This is a genomic window from Vreelandella neptunia, from assembly GCF_034479615.1.
In the GTDB taxonomy this organism is placed as follows: Bacteria; Pseudomonadota; Gammaproteobacteria; order Pseudomonadales; family Halomonadaceae; genus Vreelandella; species Vreelandella neptunia.
Window position 1 is genome coordinate 3357645 of sequence record NZ_CP140255.1, and the last position, 20435, is coordinate 3378079.

At 54.8% G+C, this 20435-nt stretch carries 22 protein-coding genes; 9 read left to right on the forward strand and 13 right to left on the reverse strand.

The genetic code is table 11. The features are described from left to right. Nucleotides 1–42: 42 nt before the first annotated feature. Entirely contained in the window at nucleotides 43–897 is an 855-nt protein-coding gene (locus tag SR894_RS15630; protein WP_133729791.1) for a DMT family transporter, read from the forward strand. Here SR894_RS15630 and SR894_RS15635 read toward each other — a convergent pair. The 7 genes from SR894_RS15635 to SR894_RS15665 all read right to left on the reverse strand — a co-directional run bounded on the left by SR894_RS15635 (nucleotide 894) and on the right by SR894_RS15665 (nucleotide 6989). After that, nucleotides 894–1427: a DUF192 domain-containing protein gene (locus SR894_RS15635; protein ID WP_133729790.1), complete on the reverse strand. Its 534-nt coding sequence runs from the start codon at nucleotides 1425–1427 to the stop codon at nucleotides 894–896. The genes SR894_RS15630 and SR894_RS15635 overlap by 4 nt on opposite strands. Nucleotides 1428–1429: 2 nt before the next feature. Then, a complete protein-coding gene (locus tag SR894_RS15640; RefSeq protein ID WP_244286453.1) occupies nucleotides 1430–2578 on the reverse strand; it encodes an ABC transporter ATP-binding protein in 1149 nt (382 codons plus the stop codon). After that, on the reverse strand, nucleotides 2571–3239 hold the full coding sequence (gene modB / locus SR894_RS15645; protein WP_088698967.1) for a molybdate ABC transporter permease subunit: 669 nt from the start codon (nucleotides 3237–3239) through the stop codon (nucleotides 2571–2573). Before modB ends, SR894_RS15640 begins: the two co-directional genes overlap by 8 nt. 65 nt (nucleotides 3240–3304) lie before the next feature. Then, nucleotides 3305–4081: a molybdate ABC transporter substrate-binding protein gene (modA, locus tag SR894_RS15650; protein WP_133729788.1), complete on the reverse strand. Its 777-nt coding sequence runs from the start codon at nucleotides 4079–4081 to the stop codon at nucleotides 3305–3307. After that, the gene (gene pyk, locus SR894_RS15655; protein WP_133729787.1) at nucleotides 4068–5543 is read right to left on the reverse strand and encodes a pyruvate kinase; all 1476 of its coding nucleotides are present in this window, start codon (nucleotides 5541–5543) and stop codon (nucleotides 4068–4070) included. Before pyk ends, modA begins: the two co-directional genes overlap by 14 nt. A gap of 117 nt (nucleotides 5544–5660) precedes the next feature. Beyond that, the gene (locus SR894_RS15660) at nucleotides 5661–6149 is read right to left on the reverse strand and encodes an ureidoglycolate lyase (protein ID WP_223288044.1); all 489 of its coding nucleotides are present in this window, start codon (nucleotides 6147–6149) and stop codon (nucleotides 5661–5663) included. A 9-nt stretch (nucleotides 6150–6158) separates the two neighbouring features. Then, the gene (locus SR894_RS15665) at nucleotides 6159–6989 is read right to left on the reverse strand and encodes a bifunctional allantoicase/(S)-ureidoglycine aminohydrolase (RefSeq protein WP_223288045.1); all 831 of its coding nucleotides are present in this window, start codon (nucleotides 6987–6989) and stop codon (nucleotides 6159–6161) included. A 247-nt stretch (nucleotides 6990–7236) separates the two neighbouring features. On the opposite strand from SR894_RS15665, the gene SR894_RS15670 reads away from it, so the two are divergent. Further along, the gene (locus SR894_RS15670; protein ID WP_223288046.1) at nucleotides 7237–8679 is read left to right on the forward strand and encodes a YfcC family protein; all 1443 of its coding nucleotides are present in this window, start codon (nucleotides 7237–7239) and stop codon (nucleotides 8677–8679) included. Here the strand turns inward: SR894_RS15670 and SR894_RS15675 are convergent. The 6 genes from SR894_RS15675 to puuE all read right to left on the reverse strand — a co-directional run bounded on the left by SR894_RS15675 (nucleotide 8676) and on the right by puuE (nucleotide 13734). After that, nucleotides 8676–9404, reverse strand: a complete 729-nt coding sequence (locus SR894_RS15675; RefSeq protein ID WP_223288047.1) for an amino acid ABC transporter ATP-binding protein — start codon at nucleotides 9402–9404, stop codon at nucleotides 8676–8678. The two genes, SR894_RS15670 and SR894_RS15675, sit on opposite strands and share 4 nt — an antisense overlap. After that, the gene (locus SR894_RS15680) at nucleotides 9385–10041 is read right to left on the reverse strand and encodes an amino acid ABC transporter permease (RefSeq protein WP_223288048.1); all 657 of its coding nucleotides are present in this window, start codon (nucleotides 10039–10041) and stop codon (nucleotides 9385–9387) included. The genes SR894_RS15675 and SR894_RS15680 overlap by 20 nt, the downstream gene beginning before the upstream one ends. Beyond that, the gene (locus tag SR894_RS15685; RefSeq protein ID WP_133729782.1) at nucleotides 10038–10715 is read right to left on the reverse strand and encodes an amino acid ABC transporter permease; all 678 of its coding nucleotides are present in this window, start codon (nucleotides 10713–10715) and stop codon (nucleotides 10038–10040) included. Before SR894_RS15685 ends, SR894_RS15680 begins: the two co-directional genes overlap by 4 nt. Nucleotides 10716–10723: 8 nt before the next feature. After that, nucleotides 10724–11578, reverse strand: a complete 855-nt coding sequence (locus SR894_RS15690; protein ID WP_223288049.1) for a transporter substrate-binding domain-containing protein — start codon at nucleotides 11576–11578, stop codon at nucleotides 10724–10726. Between the two features lie 322 nt (nucleotides 11579–11900). Continuing rightward, nucleotides 11901–12776: a MurR/RpiR family transcriptional regulator gene (locus SR894_RS15695; protein WP_223288050.1), complete on the reverse strand. Its 876-nt coding sequence runs from the start codon at nucleotides 12774–12776 to the stop codon at nucleotides 11901–11903. A gap of 22 nt (nucleotides 12777–12798) precedes the next feature. Continuing rightward, the gene (gene puuE / locus SR894_RS15700) at nucleotides 12799–13734 is read right to left on the reverse strand and encodes an allantoinase PuuE (protein ID WP_223288051.1); all 936 of its coding nucleotides are present in this window, start codon (nucleotides 13732–13734) and stop codon (nucleotides 12799–12801) included. A gap of 311 nt (nucleotides 13735–14045) precedes the next feature. On the opposite strand from puuE, the gene SR894_RS15705 reads away from it, so the two are divergent. The 7 genes from SR894_RS15705 to SR894_RS15735 all read left to right on the forward strand — a co-directional run bounded on the left by SR894_RS15705 (nucleotide 14046) and on the right by SR894_RS15735 (nucleotide 20413). Beyond that, complete coding sequence (locus SR894_RS15705) at nucleotides 14046–14798, forward strand: aspartate/glutamate racemase family protein (protein WP_290277709.1); 753 nt, start codon at nucleotides 14046–14048, stop codon at nucleotides 14796–14798. Nucleotides 14799–14952: 154 nt separating this feature from the next. Next, nucleotides 14953–16311 carry an NCS1 family transporter gene (locus tag SR894_RS15710; RefSeq protein WP_223288052.1) on the forward strand — a complete coding sequence of 453 codons (1359 nt, stop codon included), beginning with the start codon at nucleotides 14953–14955 and terminating at the stop codon, nucleotides 16309–16311. Nucleotides 16312–16340: 29 nt separating this feature from the next. Further along, entirely contained in the window at nucleotides 16341–17819 is a 1479-nt protein-coding gene (locus SR894_RS15715; RefSeq protein ID WP_223288053.1) for an NCS1 family nucleobase:cation symporter-1, read from the forward strand. A gap of 423 nt (nucleotides 17820–18242) precedes the next feature. Next, nucleotides 18243–18587 carry a hypothetical protein gene (locus SR894_RS15720; protein ID WP_039859412.1) on the forward strand — a complete coding sequence of 115 codons (345 nt, stop codon included), beginning with the start codon at nucleotides 18243–18245 and terminating at the stop codon, nucleotides 18585–18587. Between the two features lie 116 nt (nucleotides 18588–18703). Beyond that, nucleotides 18704–19156 (forward strand): DUF6194 family protein, encoded by a 453-nt coding sequence (locus SR894_RS15725; protein ID WP_290277698.1) that lies wholly within the window; start codon nucleotides 18704–18706, stop codon nucleotides 19154–19156. Nucleotides 19157–19253: 97 nt separating this feature from the next. Beyond that, on the forward strand, nucleotides 19254–19904 hold the full coding sequence (locus SR894_RS15730; protein WP_223288055.1) for a hypothetical protein: 651 nt from the start codon (nucleotides 19254–19256) through the stop codon (nucleotides 19902–19904). Nucleotides 19905–19993: 89 nt separating this feature from the next. Continuing rightward, nucleotides 19994–20413, forward strand: a complete 420-nt coding sequence (locus SR894_RS15735) for a hypothetical protein (RefSeq protein ID WP_223288056.1) — start codon at nucleotides 19994–19996, stop codon at nucleotides 20411–20413. The last annotated feature ends 22 nt before the right edge of the window (nucleotides 20414–20435 follow it).

Here is a 20435-nt window from a genome sequence, read left to right on the forward strand (position 1 = left end):
TTCTTTCCATCTAGCTACTAACATCAACGAACGGACATCAATGTGCCACTACGCGACCTGCTGCTCGGCCTATTTGTTATCGCCATTTGGGCGCTGAATATCATTGTTATAAAGGTCGGTGTGACGGAGCTACCGCCGCTATTGATGACCACCCTACGCTTTATGCTGGTCGCAATTCTGCTGGTGCCCTTCTACCCGGTGGCACGGGTGCAACTGCCGTTTTTGCTCCTGCTATCCGTTACCTTTGGGAGCCTGCACTTCGCTCTGCTGTTTATTGGTTTGGAGAATGCGGAAGCAGGTACCGGCGCGCTTTTAGTACAGATGGGCACGCCCTTTGCCACCTTGTTAGCGGTCATCTTTCTAAAAGAGAAGCTGGGCCCCAAACGTATTGTTGGACTGCTGCTCTCGTTTGCGGGGGTAGTCGTGCTAGCCGGTGGGCCAACGCTGCCTTCGCCTCTACCGTTAAGCATTTTACTGATGAGTGCGATGGGCTGGGCGGTGTCACAGCTGTTGATCAAGCGCGGTCCGCCCATTGCGCCGATGGCGTTGGCAGGCTGGGTGGCGCTGTTTGCGGTGCCGCAGGTAGCGCTGGGTTCATGGCTATTTGAGAGCGGTCAGTGGCAGGCGATTAAACAAGCGAGCTGGTTGGGCTGGGGAGCGATGATTTACACCGCCGTAATGTCGTCGATTGTCGCTTACGGGATATGGTACGCGCTGTTGCGCCGTCACCCGGTTAATCGCGTGGTACCCATGACGCTACTCGTACCAGTATTGGCGGTCGGCCTAGGCGCGCTGTTAATGGGCGACAGCCTAGGCGTGCATAAACTCGTCGGTGGCGGCTTAGTGGTCGCAGGTATTGCCCTGATTGTGATCAGATTTCGCCGTCGCACGGCTTAATCTGCGGGCTGGCAGAAACCCGCTTCGTCAGGAATGGAAACACAATCACCTACTTTGATACCGCGCTCGGCAAAATAGCCGCCGTTAACCTCTAGCGCTGAGTGATAAGCCGCACCCGCTGGATAAGAGGGGCAGTCACTCGGCGAGGAGGATTCGCAGGGCTGCATGGTATTAATCGCCACAATCCGCCCATCGCTATCGATAAAGGCAATATCCAAGGGAATCAGCGTGCGATACATCCAAAAGGCATTGTTGGCCGACTGCTCGCTCTCAAAGCGAAACAGCATGCCACTGTTTTCGGGCAGGCTCTCACGCCCCATTAACCCGCGCTGACGCTGAGAAGCCGTTTCCGCCACTTCAACCTCTAGACGATGCGGGCCGCTCTCGCTGTGAATAGCCAGCGCCAGCGTCTGCATCTCTTGCGCCGACGCTTGCCCCCAAGCAAAGGAGCTGAGTAGCGACATCGGCAGCAGCGCCGCCATCGGGAACAGTAAAGACGCCTTAAGCAGCGTGCGACGCGTGGGATCCATGTTTACTTCCTTCTATCATGCGCATCTGCGCGAACTTGATGGCCTGGCATCAGATGGATGCCTGCCGCCAGTAGCGAAACGTTCACCACAGCACCGCGGGTTAACTGGTTACGCCGTGCGGCATGAGTGGCGATATCGAAACGTAACATATCGCCATGATGGACGCGCAGTGAAACTGACGTAATCCCCCCAAGCACCACTAACTCTTCCACCTTGGCCGCCAGCGGATTCTCCCGCTCGCCGTATGAAGGGCGGTCGCGGCGATGGAGCACAATATCCGACGGCGGCAGATACCAGGCCACGGTTTCACCAAGTGGCAGGTCGACGATCCCCTCAGCAACTTCCAAGTACGTCTCCCCCCATTGCAGCCGCGGTTGGCCCTCTACGTCAACGACGACACCTTCAAACAGGTTGTGCCGATCTAACAAGCGAGCAATCAGAGGTGATGCGGGGCGTCTAAACAGCGCCTCGGGAGCGGCTTGCTGCAGGCTGGCACCGTTATGTAACACGCAGATTTGATCGGCAAGTGCGGCAGCTTCTTCCAGGTCGTGGGTGACCAGTACAATGGGAATGTCGATCTGCTGACGCAGCAGCGCCAGTTCCCGCTGCAACCGCCGCCGAGTCACCTGATCAACCGCTGAAAACGGCTCATCGAGTAACAGCACTTTGGGGTCGCGGGCCAAGGCACGTGCCAGCGCCACACGCTGGCGCTGGCCACCGGAAAGCGCATTGGGGTAGCGCTTACCCAGCCCGTCCAAACGCACCTTGGCGAGCCACTGTTCGGCTTGTTCACGGCGTTGCGGTTGAGGCAAGTGGCGCAGGGGGAGTTGAATATTTTGCGAAGCGGTTAGGTGCGGAAATAGCGCATAGTCCTGAAACACTATGCCGACCTGTCTGCGCTGGGGCGAGAGTGAATGCTTACGTTCGACGTCAAACCAAACCTCGCCAGCGCACTCCACCCGCCCGCCCTGGGGGCGATAAAGCCCGGCAATGGTGCGCAGCAGGGTGGTTTTTCCGCTACCCGATGGCCCTACCAGCGCCAGCAGTTCACCGGGTTGGCAAACAAACTCGGCGGCCAGTGGAATCGGCCCCGTTTGATTGACCGCTACGCGTAGCCCTGCGCCTAGCCCTGCGATGCGCGAATCAGCCACGGATCCACCGCCTGCGCCCGGCCAGCCCATAGACGAGCCCCAAGGTAATAAACGATACCAACAGCAACAGCGCCGACATCTGTGCAGCGCCCTGCTCATCAAAGGCCTGGACGCGATCATAGATGGCAATGGCGAGAGTGCGGGTTTCTCCATCAATAGCGCCACCCACCATCAAGATGACACCAAATTCGCCCAGCGTATGGGCAAAGGTGAGCGCTGCCGCTGACATAATGCCGGGCCACACCAAGGGCAGTTCAATGCGCAGCAGCGTCTGCCAGGGGCTCAAACCACTGCACCAGGCCGCTTCACGCAGGTTGTGGGGCACATGTTCAAAGGCGCGCTGAATGGGCTGCACGGCAAACGGCAAATTGGCGATCAGGGAAGCCAGTAATATGCCCGTGAAGGTGAAATTCAGCCCGCTGCCGGTTATGTTTGCCCAAAACGAGCCCACTGGCGCATCACGGCCAAAGCTCAACAGCAGATAAAAGCCCAGCACGGTAGGCGGCAATACCAGCGGTAATGCGATCAGCGCTTCGCATAGCCCTTTGCCACGGAAACGCGCATAGGCCAGAGAGCGGCCTAGCCAAATGGCAATGGGCAGTAAGATGAGGCAGGTAAATGCCGCAAGGCGTAACGAGACCGAAAGCGCCGACCAATCCATTAAATGTCATCCATTAAGAAGCGATCTTCATTCGACGCTAAAGCCATTATTCGGCGTTAAAACCCTTATTCAGCGTTAAAACCATAGTTACGCAAAATGGATTGTCCCTCATCCTCTTGCAACCACTGATAGAAAGCCGTGGCAATGTCTCCAGCCTGATTGGTCAGTACCATGCGCTGGCGAAGCGGGCTATGCCACTCTTCGGGGATAAGTACGTACTCACTTCGCTCACCTAGTGTGGGAGCCAGCGCCAAGGAGTAAGCCACCAGGCCACCGCGCGCATCGTCGGAGAGCGCAAACTGCGCCGCCTGGGAGACGTTTTCGCCCAGTATCCGCAGCGGCTCTGTTTGCTCCCAAAGCCCGGCGTGCTCAAGCGCCTGCTGTGCCGCCACGCCATAGGGCGCGTGTTCGGGGTTGGCCAGGGCGATGCGTTCAGTAGCACCCGCCTCTAACGCGGTTTGAACCGCTTCAAGAGGCGTCTCCTCGTTAGGCAAATCACCACGCCCTGCGCGCTGCAGCCACACTAAACGACCAATGGCGTAAATCACGCCCTCATCTTGTGTGTAGCCCTCTTCATAGAGCGCTTGAACGTAGCGCTCGTCAGCAGAGAGATAGAGCTCAAAAGGCGCACCCTGGGCTATTTGACGCCGGAAGTTGCCCGACGAGCCAAAGTTTAGCCGCAGGGCGTGACCGGTTTCCTGCTGAAACTGCTCGGCGGCTTCGGTCAGCGCAAACTGCAGATCAGAGGCCGCCGCCACGATAGGCGCCCCCGCCTGTGCGGGGGCGCCTACCAGAAGCAAACAGGTTAGCAGCCACCCATAGATTACTTTAGCTTTTCGCATGCTCGTCAGTAATCTCCATTACCTTCATGGTATTGGTGCCACCATGGGCGTTCATATGGTCGCCGCGAGTCAGGATCACATGGTCGCCTGGTTTGGAGATGCCGGTCTTCACTAGCAGCTCCAAGGCACGATCGTTTAGCTCGGTGGCGCTCATTTCGGAGGTATCAAACGGCAACGAAACGACGCCGCGGTAGAGCGCCATACGACGCTGGGCGATAGGGTTATGCGCCAAGCCGACAATCGGCAGACCCGAACGAATGCGCGAAGCGATCAATGGCGTATAGCCCGATGAGGTCATACAGGCAATCGCGGTAATGCCGGTCATATGGTTGGCCGCGTACATGGCGGAAAGCGCGATGGTCTCGTCTGGGCGGGTAAAGCCTTCATGAATGCGGTGGCCGGACTCCTGGGCGGTTTTTTCCCGCTCAGCGCCCAGGCAAACGCGTGACATGGCTTCTACGGTTTCCAGCGGGTAGTCGCCTGCCGCGGTTTCCGCCGAGAGCATGACCGCATCGCTACCATCCAGCACCGCGTTGGCCACGTCAAACACCTCAGCGCGGGTGGGAAGTGGCGATGAAATCATGCTTTCCATCATTTGCGTGGCGGTAATGACCGCTCGGTTGAGCGAACGCGCTCGTTTGATCATGCGCTTTTGCACGCCGACCAACTTGGCATCGCCAATTTCTACGCCTAGATCACCTCGCGCCACCATAACCGCTTCAGAAGCTTCGATAATGCCATCCAGGGTGGCGTCATCCGCTACGGCTTCGGCACGTTCGACTTTGGCCACCAGGCCAATCTCTTTTCCTTCCTCGCCCAATAAGCGGCGTGCTTCGAGCATATCTTCAGCATGGCGGGGGAAAGAAATGGCCAGGTAATCGACGCCAATCTCAACGGCGGTCTTAAGGTCTTCTTTATCTTTTTCGGTCAATGCCGGAGCTGAGAGCCCGCCGCCCTGCTTGTTGATGCCTTTATGGTTAGAGAGCTTGCCACCCACGACCACGGTGGTATGCACCTGTTGGCCGTCAACACGGGCCACATCCAGCACTAATCGGCCGTCATCTAGCAGCAGGCGATCACCGGCGGTCACGTCTTGGGACAAGGTCTTATAGTCACAGCCGACTTGATGCATATCGCCCGCATCGCCATCCAGCGCCATATCGAGGATAAACGGCTGGCCCTCTTTGAGCACCACAGCCCCATCTCTAAACCGTGCAATACGAATTTTGGGCCCCTGCAGATCGCCCAACACCGCGACGCTGCGGCCTAGCTGGGCGGCGATTTCACGCACCTCGGTTAGCCGGCGGCGGTGATCATCAGCTGTACCATGGGAGAAGTTAAGACGCACCACATCGACACCCGCCTTGAGCATGGCTTCCAATACGCCTTCCCGGTCGCTGGCAGGCCCAAGGGTGGCGACAATTTTGGTACGACGGATCGAGGAGTAGTGCAGTGCGTTCATAATGTTCCAACCATGCAATTTAGCGTGTAGTGACTTTTATTAAGTAACTCTATTAGTAACCCTAGCTTACCAGTTTAACGCGCTCTATATGACAGCAGTGCAACGCAGGGGGTGGGGTTAAGTCAACGTCACGGTAATCGCGAGAGGAAACTCATCGCAATTATTGCCATCACCGCCCCGATCCACTACCAAAAACTCGCCTTCGCGCTCCAGCACCGATTGAATGGCGTGCCAAGTGCCTGCGCGGTAGTTCACGCCTTGGCGACCATCAGTGACAAAAGCTCGCACGTCTGCAGGGTTAATATGTTCCCCTGGCGGGGCTACCACCACAATAAAGCGCTCCTGATGCAGCGGCATAAACGCCTGACTGCCCTGGGGGTGGCGCTCTAAAAACGTTAGCTCCAACGGCAGTGTAATCGGCTGGCTCACGAAGATATTAATCAGCGTGTGAGCGTTTTCGCCCAGGGTTTCCACCTTGGCAAGATCATGGTGGCGCTGAGTGCGCCCGGCGTTGATGGGAAACGACGCGGAGGTGCGTGCATCAATCACATCGCCAAAAGGGGCGAAGGCTTCAGCCGTTAGCGGCTCGGCTTTTAGTTCTAGCATTGCAGCTCCTTAGCGAGATGACAGTTTAAGAGCAGGATGGCGATTAACATCTTTGTACAGCAGGTACCTAAATGGCCCGGGGCCAGCGGCGTAGCAGGCCTGGGGGCAGAAGGCGCGTAGCCACATAAAGTCACCAGCTTCTACCTCTACCCAATTTTGATTCAGGTGATAAACGGCTTTGCCTTCAAGCACGTAAAGGCCGTGTTCCATGACATGGGTTTCATCAAAAGGAATCACGCCGCCGGGCTGAAAGGTAACGATATTAACGTGCATATCGTGGCGAACATCCGCAGGGTCGACAAAGCGCGTGGTGGCCCAGCGCCCTTCAGTGCCCGGCATTTCGATGGGGGCAATGTCCTGCTCGTTGGTGACAAACGCCTGTGGCACCTCAAGCCCTTCCACAAACTCATAGGCCTTGCGTACCCAGTGGAAACGTACCGGCGCGTTGGATTCGTTGCGCACCTGCCACGAGCTGCCTGGGGGAATAAACGCATAGCCGCCGGGCTGTAGGGTGTGGCGCTCGCCCGACAAAGTAAGCGTTAACTCACCTTCCACAATAAACAGCACGCCTTCCGCCTGGGGGTCAGGCTCAGGTTTATCGCTGCCCCCTTGGGGCTGGACTTCCATAATGTACTGAGAGAACGTCTCGGCGAACCCCGACAGCGGCCGCGCCAGCACCCATAGCCGGGTGCCTTCCCAAAAGGGAAGATTGCTGGTGACGATATCGCGCATCACGCCTTTGGGGATCAGCGCATACGCTTCTGTGAACACGGCACGGTCAGCGGTGATTTGCGTTTGCGGCGGGTGCCCCCCGGTGGGAGCGTAGTAAGTAGCTGGCATTTTTAAACCTATTTGACTTAGTAAACACACACGTTACTCATCTTGTATACAAGATTAGCGAACCACAATAAAGCGATCTTTAGCAAAGGCCTTGTGAAACACTCCTCCCAATAGTAACTTCTTTAGAAACTTTCGTTTCACAATTCTAAGATCATACGAGCATGTCCAAAAACAGCAACCTCGGCGCGGCGTGACGCCCGCTAACCGCTGCTCAGGTCAGCTAATTATAACAAACGCGAGGCATAGCATGTCCCAACACACTCCCTCTTCCCCCGATAGCCCAACGCCAAAGAAAAGCTGGTGCCGGATCCCTGATATTTACGCGGTTCTGTTCATATTTATCAGCTTGGCCGCGATAGCGACGCATTTTGTGCCTGCCGGGCAGTTCGAGCGTGTTCCTGGCCCAAATGGCCGTATCACTATTGACCCGACCTCTTATGAACAGATCGCCTCCTCACCGATTGGTATCGTCGACTTTATGCTGGCGATCCCCAATGGCTTGATGAGTGCAGGTGAAGTTGTCTTTTTCACCTTCATGATCGGCGGTATGTTCATGGTGCTAAGGCGCACCGGGATTATTGAAATAGGGGTAGACAAGTTAACGCGACGCTTTGCGCGACAGAGCCTGCTCACTATCCCCGTGTTGATGACGGTTTTTGCCCTCATAGCGACGGTTATCGGTACCCAAGAATTGGCGCTGGTCTACGTGCCGGTCATCCTTCCGTTGATGATTGCCTTGCGCTTTGATTCAGTCACGGCCGCGGCGGTGGCACTTTGTGCTACCACGGTTGGTTTCACCACGGGGGTGCTCAACCCCATCAATACCGGCCTAGGGCAGCAACTCTCAGATCTTCCTCTCTACTCCGGCTATGGCTTGCGCGTCATGGCGTTTGTGGTGATGTTGGCCGCGGCCATTTTCTTCGTTATGCGTTACGCCCGCAGGGTGCGCCAGACACCTTCGCTTAGCCTGCTGAGCAGTGACACTAGCGAATCCGAAAAACGCTCGCTTTATCAACATGCTGACAATAGCCCTGCCTTAATCGCCAGCGTTCGCCAGAAGTTGGCTGCCGTCGCCACCTTCGCCTTCTTCGCGGTACTCGTCTATGGCGTGCTGCAGCAAGGCTGGTTCATGATGGAAATGGCCGGCCTGTTTATCATCATGGGTATTGTAGTGGGCCTAATCGCAGGCCTCGATACCGACGAAATATGCGCAGGCTTTAACCAGGGCTTTCGCGATGTATTAGTCGGGGCCATGATCGCCGGCGTCGCACGCGGTGTTGCCGTGATGCTGGAAGATGGCCAAATCATGGACACCCTGGTGTTTGGGCTTGGCAACCTTGTCGGTGGCCTGCCTACCCTGCTTTCGGCGATTGGCATGTTCTTCGCCCAGCTAGGCTTCAATTTCATTGTCCCCTCCGGTAGCGGCCAGGCACTGGTCACCATGCCACTGATGGCACCGCTCTCCGACATCATCGGCGTTACCCGCCAAACGGCGGTGCTGGCGTTCCAGCTGGGTGACGGTATTGGCAATATTTTATACCCGACCTCAGGCTACTTTATGGCAACCCTGGCGCTTGCTGGCGTGCCGTGGCAAAAGTGGGTCAAATTCTTCTTCCCACTTTTTTGCGTCTGGATAGTGATTGCCCTGGGCTTTCTTATTTTCGCCCAGGCAACCCAGTGGACCGGCTAGAGCACGGCAGAAATAAACTGCTTTAGCTCCGGCGTTTGTGGGTTGCTGAATAGCTCGCTGGGGGCGCCCTCTTCATGGATGCGCCCCTGGTGCATAAACACCACACGGTCGGCAACGTCACGGGCAAAGCTCATTTCGTGGGTGACTAGAATCAGCGTCATACCCTCTTTTGCCAACGCTTCGAGCACGCGCAGCACTTCCCCGACCAGCTCAGGGTCAAGGGCGGAAGTCACCTCATCGCAGAGCATCACTTTGGGGCGCATGGCCAGCGCCCGAGCGATGGCGACCCGCTGCTGCTGCCCACCGGAAAGCTGCGCCGGGTAGGCATCGTATTTGTCGGAGAGCCCCACTTTCTCGAGCACTTCGCGGGCGACTTTCTCGACCTCGGTTTTCTCCTCGCCACGCACCACCAGCGGCGCCAGGCAGACGTTTTCACCTACGGTTTTATGGGGAAACAGGTTAAAGCTTTGGAATACCATGCCGACGTTTTCACTCAGCTCTTTGGGCGACATTGACGCCGCATCCAGCTGCTTATCGGCAATGGTGATCTGGCCGCTGTCATGTTTTTCCAGCTGATTCAGGCAGCGCAGCAGAGTGCTTTTACCCGAGCCGCTGCGGCCAATAATCGCCACCACTTCGCCTTGGGCAACCGAAAGGTTAATACCTTTAAGCACTTCCAGGTCGCCAAAGGCTTTATGAACGTTATCAACGTAGACCAGCGTCATAGAGCTTTTTCTCCAGATAGCGCGCGTAGCAGGAAAGGGGGTAGCACAGCGCGAAGTAAAGCAGGGCCACAAGGGCAAAAATGGTGAAGGGTTCAAAAGTGGCGTTATTGAGCATGGTGCCCGCCTTGGTCAGCTCGACAAACCCAATGATGGAGGCCAGCGCCGTGCCTTTGATGACCTGTACCGAGAACCCCACCGTAGGCGGAATCGAAAGCCGCAGCGCCTGAGGCAGAATCACATGGCGCATGGTCTGGAAGTAGTTCATGCCCAGCACCCGCGCTGCGTGCCACTGCCCTTTAGCGACCGCTTCTAAACAGCCGCGCCAGATGTCACACAAGAAGGCGCTGGTAAACAGCGTCAACGCAATAGAAGCCGCCAGCCAGGGAGAGATCGGATGCCCCATGGCCGCAGCGCCAAAGAAGATTAAAAACAGCTGCATCAGCAGCGGCGTGCCTTGGAACAGGTCTACATAGAGTGAGGTTAAACGCTGTAGCCAGCGGTTGCTGGAGAGGCGCATAAAGGTCAACAGCAGCCCCACCGTCGCACCGCCCACAAAGGCAATCAGCGACAGCACAATGGTCCAGCGAGTTGCCAATAGCAGGTTGCGCAAGATGTCCCAGAAGGTGAACTCAATCATCGTTGTTCTCCTTGCTGATAGGCGAATACCCGCTTGCCCACCAGCATAAAGCTGCGCCGCATGCCGAAGGCGAGGAGCAAATAGACCAGCGTGATCAGCAGGTAGACTTCAAAGCTGCGGAAGTTGCGGGACTGGATAAAGTTAGCGGCGTAGGTCAGGTCGAATACGGAAATCTGCGACACCACCGCTGAGCCCAGCATCACGATAATCGACTGGCTGATAAGCGCCGGGTAGACCCGAGCAAAGGCAGGCACCAGCACGATATGGCGATAGCTTTGCAGCGTGGTCATGCCCAGTGCCCGTCCGGCTTCCAACTGCCCCTTGGCCGTGGCGCTAATACCGGCGCGTAAAATCTCGGCACTATAAGCGGCCAGGTTGAGCGTCATAGCAATGAATGCCGCAGTAATGGCATCAATTTTAATGCCGAGCCCCGGTAGCCCGAAGAAGATAAAGAACAGTTGCACAATGAAGGGCGTATTGCGGGTTACTTCGACGTAGCCGCCTAGCCCCCAGCGCACCCATGGCTGCGCGTTGACGCGTAAATACGCCACTGCCACCGCCAGCGCTAGTCCCGTCAAGGTGGTCACCACGGTCAAAATGACCGTGGTGGTAAGACCTTTGAGGAGCTCACTGACGTAGGGCAACAGGGTAAGAAAATCGAGTGTTGGCCCCATAATGAACCTCAGCTACCGAAGTTTTCAGGCAGGTCGGCACTGAACCAGCGCTGGGACATCTCATTCAAGGTGCCATCTTCCAGGCCCTGGGCGATCAGGCGATTCACTTCTTCCATTAGCGCAGGTTCGTTTTTATTCATGCCCACGTAGCAAGGTGAATCTTTGAGCTGATAAATCAGCGAGGGCGCGCGATCGCTGTTTCGCTCGGCGATTTCAGCGGCGACTACGTTACCGGTGGCGACGTAGTCGACTTGGCCGGAAAGAAACGCAGAAATGGTCGTGGCGTTATCTTCAAAGCGCTGCACTGTGGTGGAGTCCGGGGCAATCTCAGAAAGCTCCATATCTTCCACGGCGCCGCGGGTTACCCCGATGGTTTTATCGGCCAAGCCTTCCGGGCCATCTACGCTTTCATCTTCATCGGCGCTGAACACGCCTAGAAAGAACGGCGCGTAGGCATCGGAAAAATCAATTGCCGCTTCACGCTCAGGGTTTTTACCCAGGCTAGAGATCACCAGATCCGCCTGCCCGGTTTGCAAATAGGGAATACGGTTAGCGCTGGTAACGGGGATCAGCTCTAACTCAACGCCCATTTCATCAGCCAGGTATTGGGCCATATCAATATCGTAGCCGCGCGGCTGCAGGTCGGTACCTACTGAGCCAAACGGTGGGAAATCTTGCGGGACAGCTACCCGGATGGTGCCGCGTGACTCGATATCCTCTAGCGCATCCGCCTGAACGTTTGGGCTAATGGTAATAGCACCGAGGGCAACGACGGCACTCAGCCCTGTGGCTAAGACACCGGACTGTAGGCGTTTGAATTGGTTAGAGAAAGAGTGATTGAAGCGGCGCGATAGCGATTTCATGGTGTTCTCCTAATAAGAGCAACCTGACAAGGGCATGTCGGTCAGTCAGTAGCCGTAGCGGTATTAGTTAGGGATGCAGAGCGAGTGAAAGCTTTGTTGCATAAAATCTAACAAAGAAACTTTCGTTTCACCCGATCACCTAATAGCAACAGCGATACCAGAAGTGGCTAACATTTTTTAGAACAGCAGCTTAGCGGACACGCGAAACCACAACGCAGCGATTGCCGCGCTGAGAAGAGGATTTCAAAGGAGAGAGATGCAATGTGTTGGTGCAGTTTTCATCCACCAACAGGACGAGATGCACCATGAAAGGAGGTCTAGCCTATTGAGCGCTCCAATCCACGCTCATGGTCGGCGCTTCCAGCTCGCTAAGCTCAGCGTAAACTTCACTGATCGCGCTGATTCGCTCTCGACCTTCGGCAAGACGACGGTGCAGTAAACCGTTGGCAATCAGGCAGATCAGGCTATTGGCGGCGGCGTAGCTATCGAAGGCGGAGAGACTTTCCAGCGGCGTTTCAAAAAACCACGTTACCTGTGAGGCAAAGTTGACCGCGGTGGGGTCAGCCAGCAAGGCTACCTTGGCAGGTGAGCGCTCAAGTGCATCAATTAGCGAAGCAAAGGCCGCTGGACGGCGGCGAAAACCAAACAGCACCACCACATCCTGCTCGGTGAGATCGACAATCTCTTCCGCTAACGACTGATTAGGGTGAGGCACTACCCGCACCTGGGTGCGCGCCTGAATCAACTGCTGGCGAAAGTGCAGCGCTAGCGGATAGCTGTTACGAAAACCGATCACGACCACATGACGCGCGCTATCCAACCGCTCTACCAGTGCCGCAAATTGATCCGCCGCAATGCCGTTCAAGCAGCGCTGCAGGTTATCCTGCTCCCGCTGCAAATGACGCTGGAACGGCGCCCCGACCTCTTCTTGCATGGCGTTGGGGTCGATCACCAAAGGCACGCCCAGGTTACGTAGCTGGCGGGCGTGGTCTTTAACGGTGCGGTAGCTTTCAAACCCCAGCCGCTTGAATAGGCGGCTGACCGTCGATTTGGATACCCCGGTCAAACGCGCCAAATCAGCGGCGCTATACACCGCCAGATCATCAAAGTGATCGAGGATAAAGCTCGCCACCCGCTGCTCCTGGGCAGTTAGCGCGTCAAACTGGGCGGTAATCCGCTGTCCGATATGCGGCGTCATAGCATCCTATTAAGCTACTTTATTAACGAGTGGCAGGGTGGTGCTCTGCCCAGTGACGGGCAATATCAACCCGCCGGGCCACCCAAACGCGGTCGTGGGTTTCGATATAATCCAAGAAACGCTGCAGCGCGCGAAAACGCCCAGGGCGACCCAACAAGCGGCAGTGCATGCCTATTGATAACATTTTGGGCGCCTCCTCCCCTTCTGCGTAAAGTACATCAAAGGCATCGCGCAGGTAGATAAAGAAGTGATCCGCAGTGTTGAAACCTTGCGGCGCGGCAAAGCGCATATCGTTGCTGTCCAGCGTGTAGGGCACAATCAGGTGGTTGTGGTCACTGCCCTGACTATCGGTCACCTGCGTCCAGAAAGGCAAGTCGTCGCCGTAGTAGTCGCTATCGTAAAGGAATCCACCCTCATCGAGTACTAAGCGTCTGGTGTTGGGACTGTCGCGCCCGGTGTACCAGCCTTGGGGTTTTTCACCGTAAAGGCGCTGAAAAATCTCCATGGCCTGCTGTAGATGCTCCCGCTCAACGTGTTCGGGCACTTCCTGATAGTGAATCCAGCGGTAACCGTGGCAGGCAATCTCGTGGCCTAACTCTTTAAATGCCAGGGCGACATCCGGGTTGCGCTCCAGCGCCATCGCCACACCAAACACCGTAAGCGGCAAACCGCGCTTTTCAAACTCGCGCAGAATGCGCCATACCCCGGCGCGGGAGCCATACTCGTAGATCGACTCCATGCTCAAGTGGCGATCCGGATAAGCCGGTGCACCGATGATTTCCGACAGGAACTGCTCAGAGCCTGAGTCACCGTGCAACACGCAGTTTTCGCCGCCCTCTTCGTAGTTAAGCACAAACTGAACGGCAATTTTGGCCTTGTTTGGCCAGTTGGCGTGGGGCGGGTTGCGCCCATAACCGATCAAATCGCGGGGATAGTGCCCCTTAGGTGACGACGACATAGCTAGCTCCTTGATTCATCCAAAACCCGGGCAGCTCACTGGCAAATAGCCACCCAGCAATACAGAAAATTATTTGTATACAAAATAGCGACATTCACAACCAACCGCAACGCGGTCGACCGCTAATCCCCTGACGCGAATAGCGTTTCTCAGTTTAAAAGGCGTTAAGCCATTGAATCCTGAACAAATGGTCAAGTTTTCTCAGCCGCTTTTTTATCGCCGATTGCTGGTTAGCCCCTTGCGTCACGAAAAAAACCGCCCTATTTTTGTATACAAGAAATGCCATATTGTTTACACACGGAATACCTATCGTGCATATACGCATTATTAACCCTAACACCACGGCCTCTATGACCGCTGCTATGGGTCAGGCAGCACAGCAGCAGGCGGGGCCTGGCACCACGGTTAGCGCTTCGCAGCCGGACGCTGGCCCGGTCTCTATCGAGAGCCATTTCGATGAAGCAATCAGCGCGGTAGGGGTGGCCGAAGAAGTTCTCAAAGGTGAGCGTGAAGGCGGTATCGACGCCTATGTGGTGGCCTGCTTTGGCGACCCCGGTCTGCTCGCAGCACGAGAACTAACCCGTGCGCCGGTCATTGGCATCGCCGAAGCGGCCTTTCACCTAGCTACGCTGGTGAGTACACGCTTTTCCATTGTCACCACCCTGGGCCGCACCGGCATTATCGCCGAACATCTGCTTCAGCAGTACGGCTTTAGCCACCACTGCCGCCGTATACGTGCCGCTGAAATTCCGGTGCTTGATCTTGAGCATCATCCTGAAGTGGCGTTTACCCGCATTGTGGAAGAGTGCTGCCGCGCACGGGATGAAGATGACATTGGCGCCATCGTTTTAGGCTGTGGTGGCATGGCTAATTTGACCCAGCAGATCAGCCGCGAAGTGGGCCTGCCAGTCGTAGAAGGTGTTACCGCCGCGCTGAAACTGGCGGAATCACTGGTGAGTTTGGGGCTGCATACCAGTAAATATGGAGACCTTGCCTACCCACGGCCAAAGACCTTCACCGGTAAGTTTTCTGAGCTCTCGAATCTTGCGCTACCGCTTAAATAGCAGTTCCAAATAATAATAGTGACTCAGCAACATCTAATAACAATAGTTTAAATAGAATTTTAAATAGTACGTCCATTAGCACGCCACGCCGCAAGCGTTTCCCGATACCTAATCGGGGATTAATAAAAACCGACAATCTTGCGAGGACGACAACATGAGCGCTTCAACCTCAGCTCTTGCGTCAGAAGAACGATCCGATGCTGGATCAAAAGCACTCGGGGCAGAAAGCCTGGCCCCACAACACACCCGGATTATGGGGCGCGGCTCCTACTTTCTGGCCTGGTTCGGCGGCTGCGTTTCCATTGGCACCTTCGCCATGGGCTCAAGCGTAGTCGGCACCCTGAACCTCTTACAAGCCACCCTGGCCATTGCCATTGGCTGCTTTGTCATCGGTATTGCATTGGCCATTAACGGGGCCGCGGGCTACAAGTACGGTATTCCGTTTATGGTGCAAGCGCGCAGCGCGTTCGGCTTTACGGGCACGCGCTTACCGGGCTTGGTACGCGCAGTGCCAGCGGTAGTGTGGTACGGCTTTCAAAGCTGGATTGGCGCCGGGGCACTCAATATGGTGTCGGCTACCCTGTTCGGCTTCGACAACCTTATCTTCTACTTCATTACCTTCCAGTTTCTGCAAATCGGCCTGTCAGTAATGGGGTTCCAGGGCATCAAGTGGTTAGAGAATATCGGCAGCGCCTTTATCCTCGCCTCGCTGGTGCATATGTTCTACGCCACGGTGCAGCGCTATGGCGATGAGCTTTCCGCCAGCTTGCTGACCATGGAAGGCTCCTGGGGCATGCCGTTCTGGGGCGCGACCATGCTGTTCCTGGGCATCTACAGCACCATGATGCTCAACGTGAGTGACTACTCACGCGAGCATAAAAAGGGCACCGCCCAAAGCCTGCTGACCACTATCTACGCCATGTCGATTCTGCCCTGTACGCTGTTTATGGGCTTGATCGGCTATATGGTTTCGCAAGCCACCGGCACCGCTGATCCTATCCAGGTATTTGCCAACGCCGTCGACAACACCCCGCTGCTGATGACTACCCTTCTATTCATCGCCTTTGCCCAGGTCACCACCAACGTGCTCAACAACGTGGTACCGCCCACCTACGTGCTGATGGACGTATTCAAGATCAAGTTCTCGGTCGCCACGGTGATCGTTGGATTGCTGGCCTTCGCCACCTTTCCCTGGAAACTTGTTCAGCCGGGCTCCGCAGCAGGTCTACAGCTGTTTGTACAAACGTACTCCGCCTTTCTAGGCCCCATCTTCGCCATTCTGGTGGTCGATTATTATGTGATTCGCCGCCGCACGCTGGATACCAACAAGCTGTATGACGCCAACGGCCCCTATCAAGGCGTGAACTTAGCCGCTTTCATCGCCACGGCGGTGGGCATTGTGGCGGCGCTCTCTTTCTCGGCTATCTCGTGGTACGCCAGCCTGATACCCGCAGGTGTTACCTACTACCTACTTATGAAGTACTGGGCTCCCTGCCAGCGCTTTAGCCAGTAACTCCCTTTGCCAACCAAAGAGCGAATAAGATGAAAGAGAGTAACGACGTAAGTGACCTGGATATTAAGCACATAGATCCCACGCTGTATAACGAGGATCTCGCGCCACTTAAACCCCAGGATCGTAACTGGGGCGCGTTTGAGATATTTAACGTTTGGTCTAACGATATCCAGAGCCTGTTTGGTTACACCCTGGCGGCCTCGCTGTTTTTAACCTACGGCCTGAACGGCTGGGCGGTGATGGCGGCGATTATTCTGGCGGGCGTGATCGTGATGTTTCTCGTCAATCTCACCGGTAAGCCCAGCGTTAAATACGGCATCCCCTTCCCAGTGATGGTGCGCGCCAGCATGGGCGTACGGGGCGCAAACCTACCCGCGATGCTGCGCGCCATCGTGGGGATTTTTTGGTACGGGGTGCAGACCTACTTCGCCTCTACCGCCGTCACCCTCCTCATTACCGCCTTTGTGGGAGCAGGCAGCGGCAGCACCTTCCTGGGGCTTTCCGGCGTGGCCTGGGTGTCATTTGTGATTGTGTGGCTGTTTCAAATCGCCATTTTCTGGCAAGGCATCGAGCGCATTAAGCACTTTCTCAACTGGGCGGGCCCGTTGGTCTACGTGGTGATGTTAGTGCTGATGATTATTGTCTGGTACAAGGCGGGAAGTGAACTGATTCCTGCCATTGGCACCATTTTTAGCGGTGGCAGTGAGACCAGCGGTAGTTCGATCGCCGCCTTTATGGCGATTGTCGGCACCATGGTGGCGTACTTTGCAGCGGTGGTGATCAACTTCGGCGATTTCACCCGCTTTGTGAAAACCGAGCGTCAGATGAAGCTGGGTAACCTGCTGGGCTTGCCATTGAACGTCGCCTTCTTCTCGTTTATCGCGCTGATTATTACCGCAGGCACGCTGGTGCTGTTTGGTGAGGCGCTAACCAATCCCGCCGATATCGTTGAGCGGGTAGATTCATTGCCGCTCACGATTGTCGCCGCACTAACCTTCTTCGCCGCCACGGTGGGTATCAACCTAGTCGCCAACTTCATTCCCCCCGCCTACGACCTGGCCAACCTATTCCCCAGCAAAATCAGCTTCAAGATGGGCGGCCTGATTACCGCGCTGATTGCGTTCTTTGTTGGCGCGCTATGGCTTTCAGTCATCAGCCAGATTGGCGTTCCCGGCTTTGTAAATGCGCTAGGCGCCATCGTAGCGCCCTTCTACGGCATTATCGTGGTCGACTACTACCTGATTAAGCGCCAGCACCTGAACATGCAGGAGCTATTTTCATCAGCGCCAGGCAGCGCCTACTACTACGTTAACGGCTGGAACACCCGCGCCCTTATCGCCTTTGGTGTGGCGGCGCTGTTCTCGCTCTCAACCGTGTTAGTACCCGCGCTTTCAGCTCTTGGTGGCTACGGCTGGTTGATCGGTGCAGGCTTGGGTGGGCTGTTCTACTACGGGTTGATGCGTCAGTTTAAGACAGCCCCCACGTATGCTGAGCAGAAGGCAAGTTAAGATGGTTTAGCCGTAGTTGACGGCTTAGCGACTCGAACAAGCGCTATCGGCACAGAGCCGATGGCGCTTTTGTTTTTTCACGAAGCTCACTCCCTTGAACACGAAAAGCGTTTTTCGACCTGCAATTGCGCGTTTTTCTACCACGCTCAGCGGGGTGCATGCTCATTTTTCAGAGAACAACTTCATAAAAACTTTAAAAAACAATGATTTAAAAAATATCTTTGTATGTTTATGCGCAATTTGTAAAGATGATGAGAAAGGATTATGCGCATGCTCATTTTTCTAGCGAGCCTCACGAGGAAAAAATGGAATTTTCCCTTTTATATCAGCAAATTAGGGTATTTTAGCAAGGCGGAGCTTCCCAGAAAAACGCGCATGCGCATGAATAAACTGTTATGAATCACCAGTCACAAGGAGCTTATGATGAAAGTTTCAGCACTCACTCTGTTAATTCTCCATGTTAATAGCCTTATTGATTCTGGGAAGTACGCCGACATATCAATCGATGACATCCATCAGGCTATAGAAGGAAGGCGGGTGTTGCGCTTTCTTAAAGAGCGCGCTGGAGCTGATATAGACCTGAGCATCCACTTGGAAAGTAACGCGTATGGTGACTTTGAATCGTACTACGAGAGTCAGCTAGAAAGTATATACGGTGGCTACGCGGGTCAAGAGCGTAGGAAATGGGGTATAGAAAATTCTGGCCTTTGCTTGGTGTTGGCTTGGACGAATGAAATTATTCAACAAGGCCAAGGGCTGGAGTGGTAGAGCGGGAATTCATAACAAACGGCTGTTGTCGCCCCTTCGGGGCTGGGACGGCCTTTCCGCCGCTGTGCGGCTACAAGCCCGCCCCAAAGCCGGGCGTTATGACTAAGGAGAGCAGCGTGCAAAAAAAGGAAATTTCGGAGTATATTCTTGACCAATATCGGGGAGTAGTGGCGGTCGATGCTTGGGGTGAGCAGTCCTTCTTCTATAACCCTGACCGGCGGCTTCCTCGAGGCGTCTATTTTGCAACACTCAAGGACAAGGATGGGGACAATGACAAGGGTTCGAATCTCAGTCGTGAGGGCGTGTTGCGCTTCAATTTCGGCATAAGTAAATCGTCCTACGAGGAAGCATTGGGGAAAAGGCCCGCCAGGCCCGCTGCAGGTGGGGTGGTGAATACGGGGCATAATTTCACCGAGTTAAATACGCTGTTACCGCACCCGGTATACGCATGGATGTCTTGGGTATGTGTTCTCAATCCCGACAAAGCCATGATCCAAGAGTTGGAACCTTTGCTCAATGAGTCCTATGATCTTGTGGTCAAAAAGTATGCTAAACGCATCAAGTCATAACCATGCCAGTCACGGCGACGGCTACTGCATTGCGGCTTCGCCTCCATTCCGTAGCCGCGCGTGCTGAGCGGCGTTAGATTTTCAGGAAGGCTATTTTGTGACCCATGAGGAACGGATAAAGCAAATCGTCGAGGTGGCATATGATCGACTTTGTGCCAAGGTCACGGGCCAGCGAATCCAGGTCGACAACGAGGCCTCTCTGCAACTTCAACTCGCATCGATTCTCAAAACTCTCGGAGAGTTGTACGAAGAATCGCCGAGCGAGCGCTTCAATGTCGAGTTGGAAAAGAGCGTGAAGCTCACGGGCGGGAAGTTCGCCAAAAGCGGTACGGAAAAGGCGAAGATCGACATCTGGTTTTCACTTGAGGATATAGAAAACGGGGAAAGCCACGCCTGCGCAATCGAGCTCAAATATTTCAAGCGAGCCAACCATCGTGAACCAAACAATCGATATGATGTGTATAAGGACTTGCAGAATTTAGAACGCTATGGTGACTTCGTGGATGCTGGTTACCTATTGGTTGCAACAGACCATCCGCATTACATCAATAAAGAAAAGTATTCGCCGGATACGGAAGGGTTTGATTTCCGGCACGGTAGGAGTTACCGCGCGGGCACAGAACTCCTGTATCGCACCGAAAAGCCCTATGGGTCGCCAATAACACTGCGCAACGACTATACGTTTACGTGGCAAACCGTTGAGGCCGGTCTGAGTTTTCTTTTTGTTGCGGTAGCACCACGCAAATGAAATCTAACAATTGAATCAAGCCGACCAATTCTCCGCTGCCGCTCCGAATTGGCGGCTTATTCAGGGCGTTATACATTTTCGGAGGCTACATGATTAGCACTTCTCAAAAAGTTAGAAAGTTATTTGAGTTAGCCCAAGGTAATATCGATCTTCCGTATTTTTCAGGGTTTCCAAAAAATGCATGTGAAGGAGCTTCATTATTTCTTGGAGCTACTTTAAAAGAAAAACACCCTGAATCTCATATAGAGTACATAAAAGGCTATGACGAAAATGGTGCTATTCATTTTTGGTTAGAAATTGACGCTATGGTCTTTGATATTACAGCTGATCAATTTCCCGAAATAGAGTCTCCTCTTTTTGGTGTAGAGCATCAACCTTTGGCCAGTATTTACAGTGATATTGAAAAACAGGAAATATCTGATGCGTTTAAAGCATCGGATATAACCAACTCTGTATACAAACATTCACTAATACTTGAAATTAGGCATTATTTACACACAAATGTATAAGCAAAGCGCTGGGCACCTTTGA

What these genes read in the sequence shown, in the direction of transcription:
- SR894_RS15635 (WP_133729790.1), bottom strand. Translation starts at nt 1,427, where the DNA reads ATGGATCCCACGCGTCGCACGCTGCTTAAGGCGTCTTTACTGTTCCCG.
- modB (WP_088698967.1), bottom strand. Translation starts at nt 3,239, where the DNA reads ATGGATTGGTCGGCGCTTTCGGTCTCGTTACGCCTTGCGGCATTTACC.
- modA (WP_133729788.1), bottom strand. Translation starts at nt 4,081, where the DNA reads ATGCGAAAAGCTAAAGTAATCTATGGGTGGCTGCTAACCTGTTTGCTT.
- pyk (WP_133729787.1), bottom strand. Translation starts at nt 5,543, where the DNA reads ATGAACGCACTGCACTACTCCTCGATCCGTCGTACCAAAATTGTCGCC.
- SR894_RS15660 (WP_223288044.1), bottom strand. Translation starts at nt 6,149, where the DNA reads ATGCTAGAACTAAAAGCCGAGCCGCTAACGGCTGAAGCCTTCGCCCCT.
- SR894_RS15665 (WP_223288045.1), bottom strand. Translation starts at nt 6,989, where the DNA reads ATGCCAGCTACTTACTACGCTCCCACCGGGGGGCACCCGCCGCAAACG.
- SR894_RS15670 (WP_223288046.1), top strand. Translation starts at nt 7,237, where the DNA reads ATGTCCCAACACACTCCCTCTTCCCCCGATAGCCCAACGCCAAAGAAA.
- SR894_RS15675 (WP_223288047.1), bottom strand. Translation starts at nt 9,404, where the DNA reads ATGACGCTGGTCTACGTTGATAACGTTCATAAAGCCTTTGGCGACCTG.
- SR894_RS15680 (WP_223288048.1), bottom strand. Translation starts at nt 10,041, where the DNA reads ATGATTGAGTTCACCTTCTGGGACATCTTGCGCAACCTGCTATTGGCA.
- SR894_RS15685 (WP_133729782.1), bottom strand. Translation starts at nt 10,715, where the DNA reads ATGGGGCCAACACTCGATTTTCTTACCCTGTTGCCCTACGTCAGTGAG.
- SR894_RS15690 (WP_223288049.1), bottom strand. Translation starts at nt 11,578, where the DNA reads ATGAAATCGCTATCGCGCCGCTTCAATCACTCTTTCTCTAACCAATTC.
- SR894_RS15695 (WP_223288050.1), bottom strand. Translation starts at nt 12,776, where the DNA reads ATGACGCCGCATATCGGACAGCGGATTACCGCCCAGTTTGACGCGCTA.
- puuE (WP_223288051.1), bottom strand. Translation starts at nt 13,734, where the DNA reads ATGTCGTCGTCACCTAAGGGGCACTATCCCCGCGATTTGATCGGTTAT.
- SR894_RS15710 (WP_223288052.1), top strand. Translation starts at nt 14,953, where the DNA reads ATGAGCGCTTCAACCTCAGCTCTTGCGTCAGAAGAACGATCCGATGCT.
- SR894_RS15715 (WP_223288053.1), top strand. Translation starts at nt 16,341, where the DNA reads ATGAAAGAGAGTAACGACGTAAGTGACCTGGATATTAAGCACATAGAT.
- SR894_RS15720 (WP_039859412.1), top strand. Translation starts at nt 18,243, where the DNA reads ATGAAAGTTTCAGCACTCACTCTGTTAATTCTCCATGTTAATAGCCTT.
- SR894_RS15735 (WP_223288056.1), top strand. Translation starts at nt 19,994, where the DNA reads ATGATTAGCACTTCTCAAAAAGTTAGAAAGTTATTTGAGTTAGCCCAA.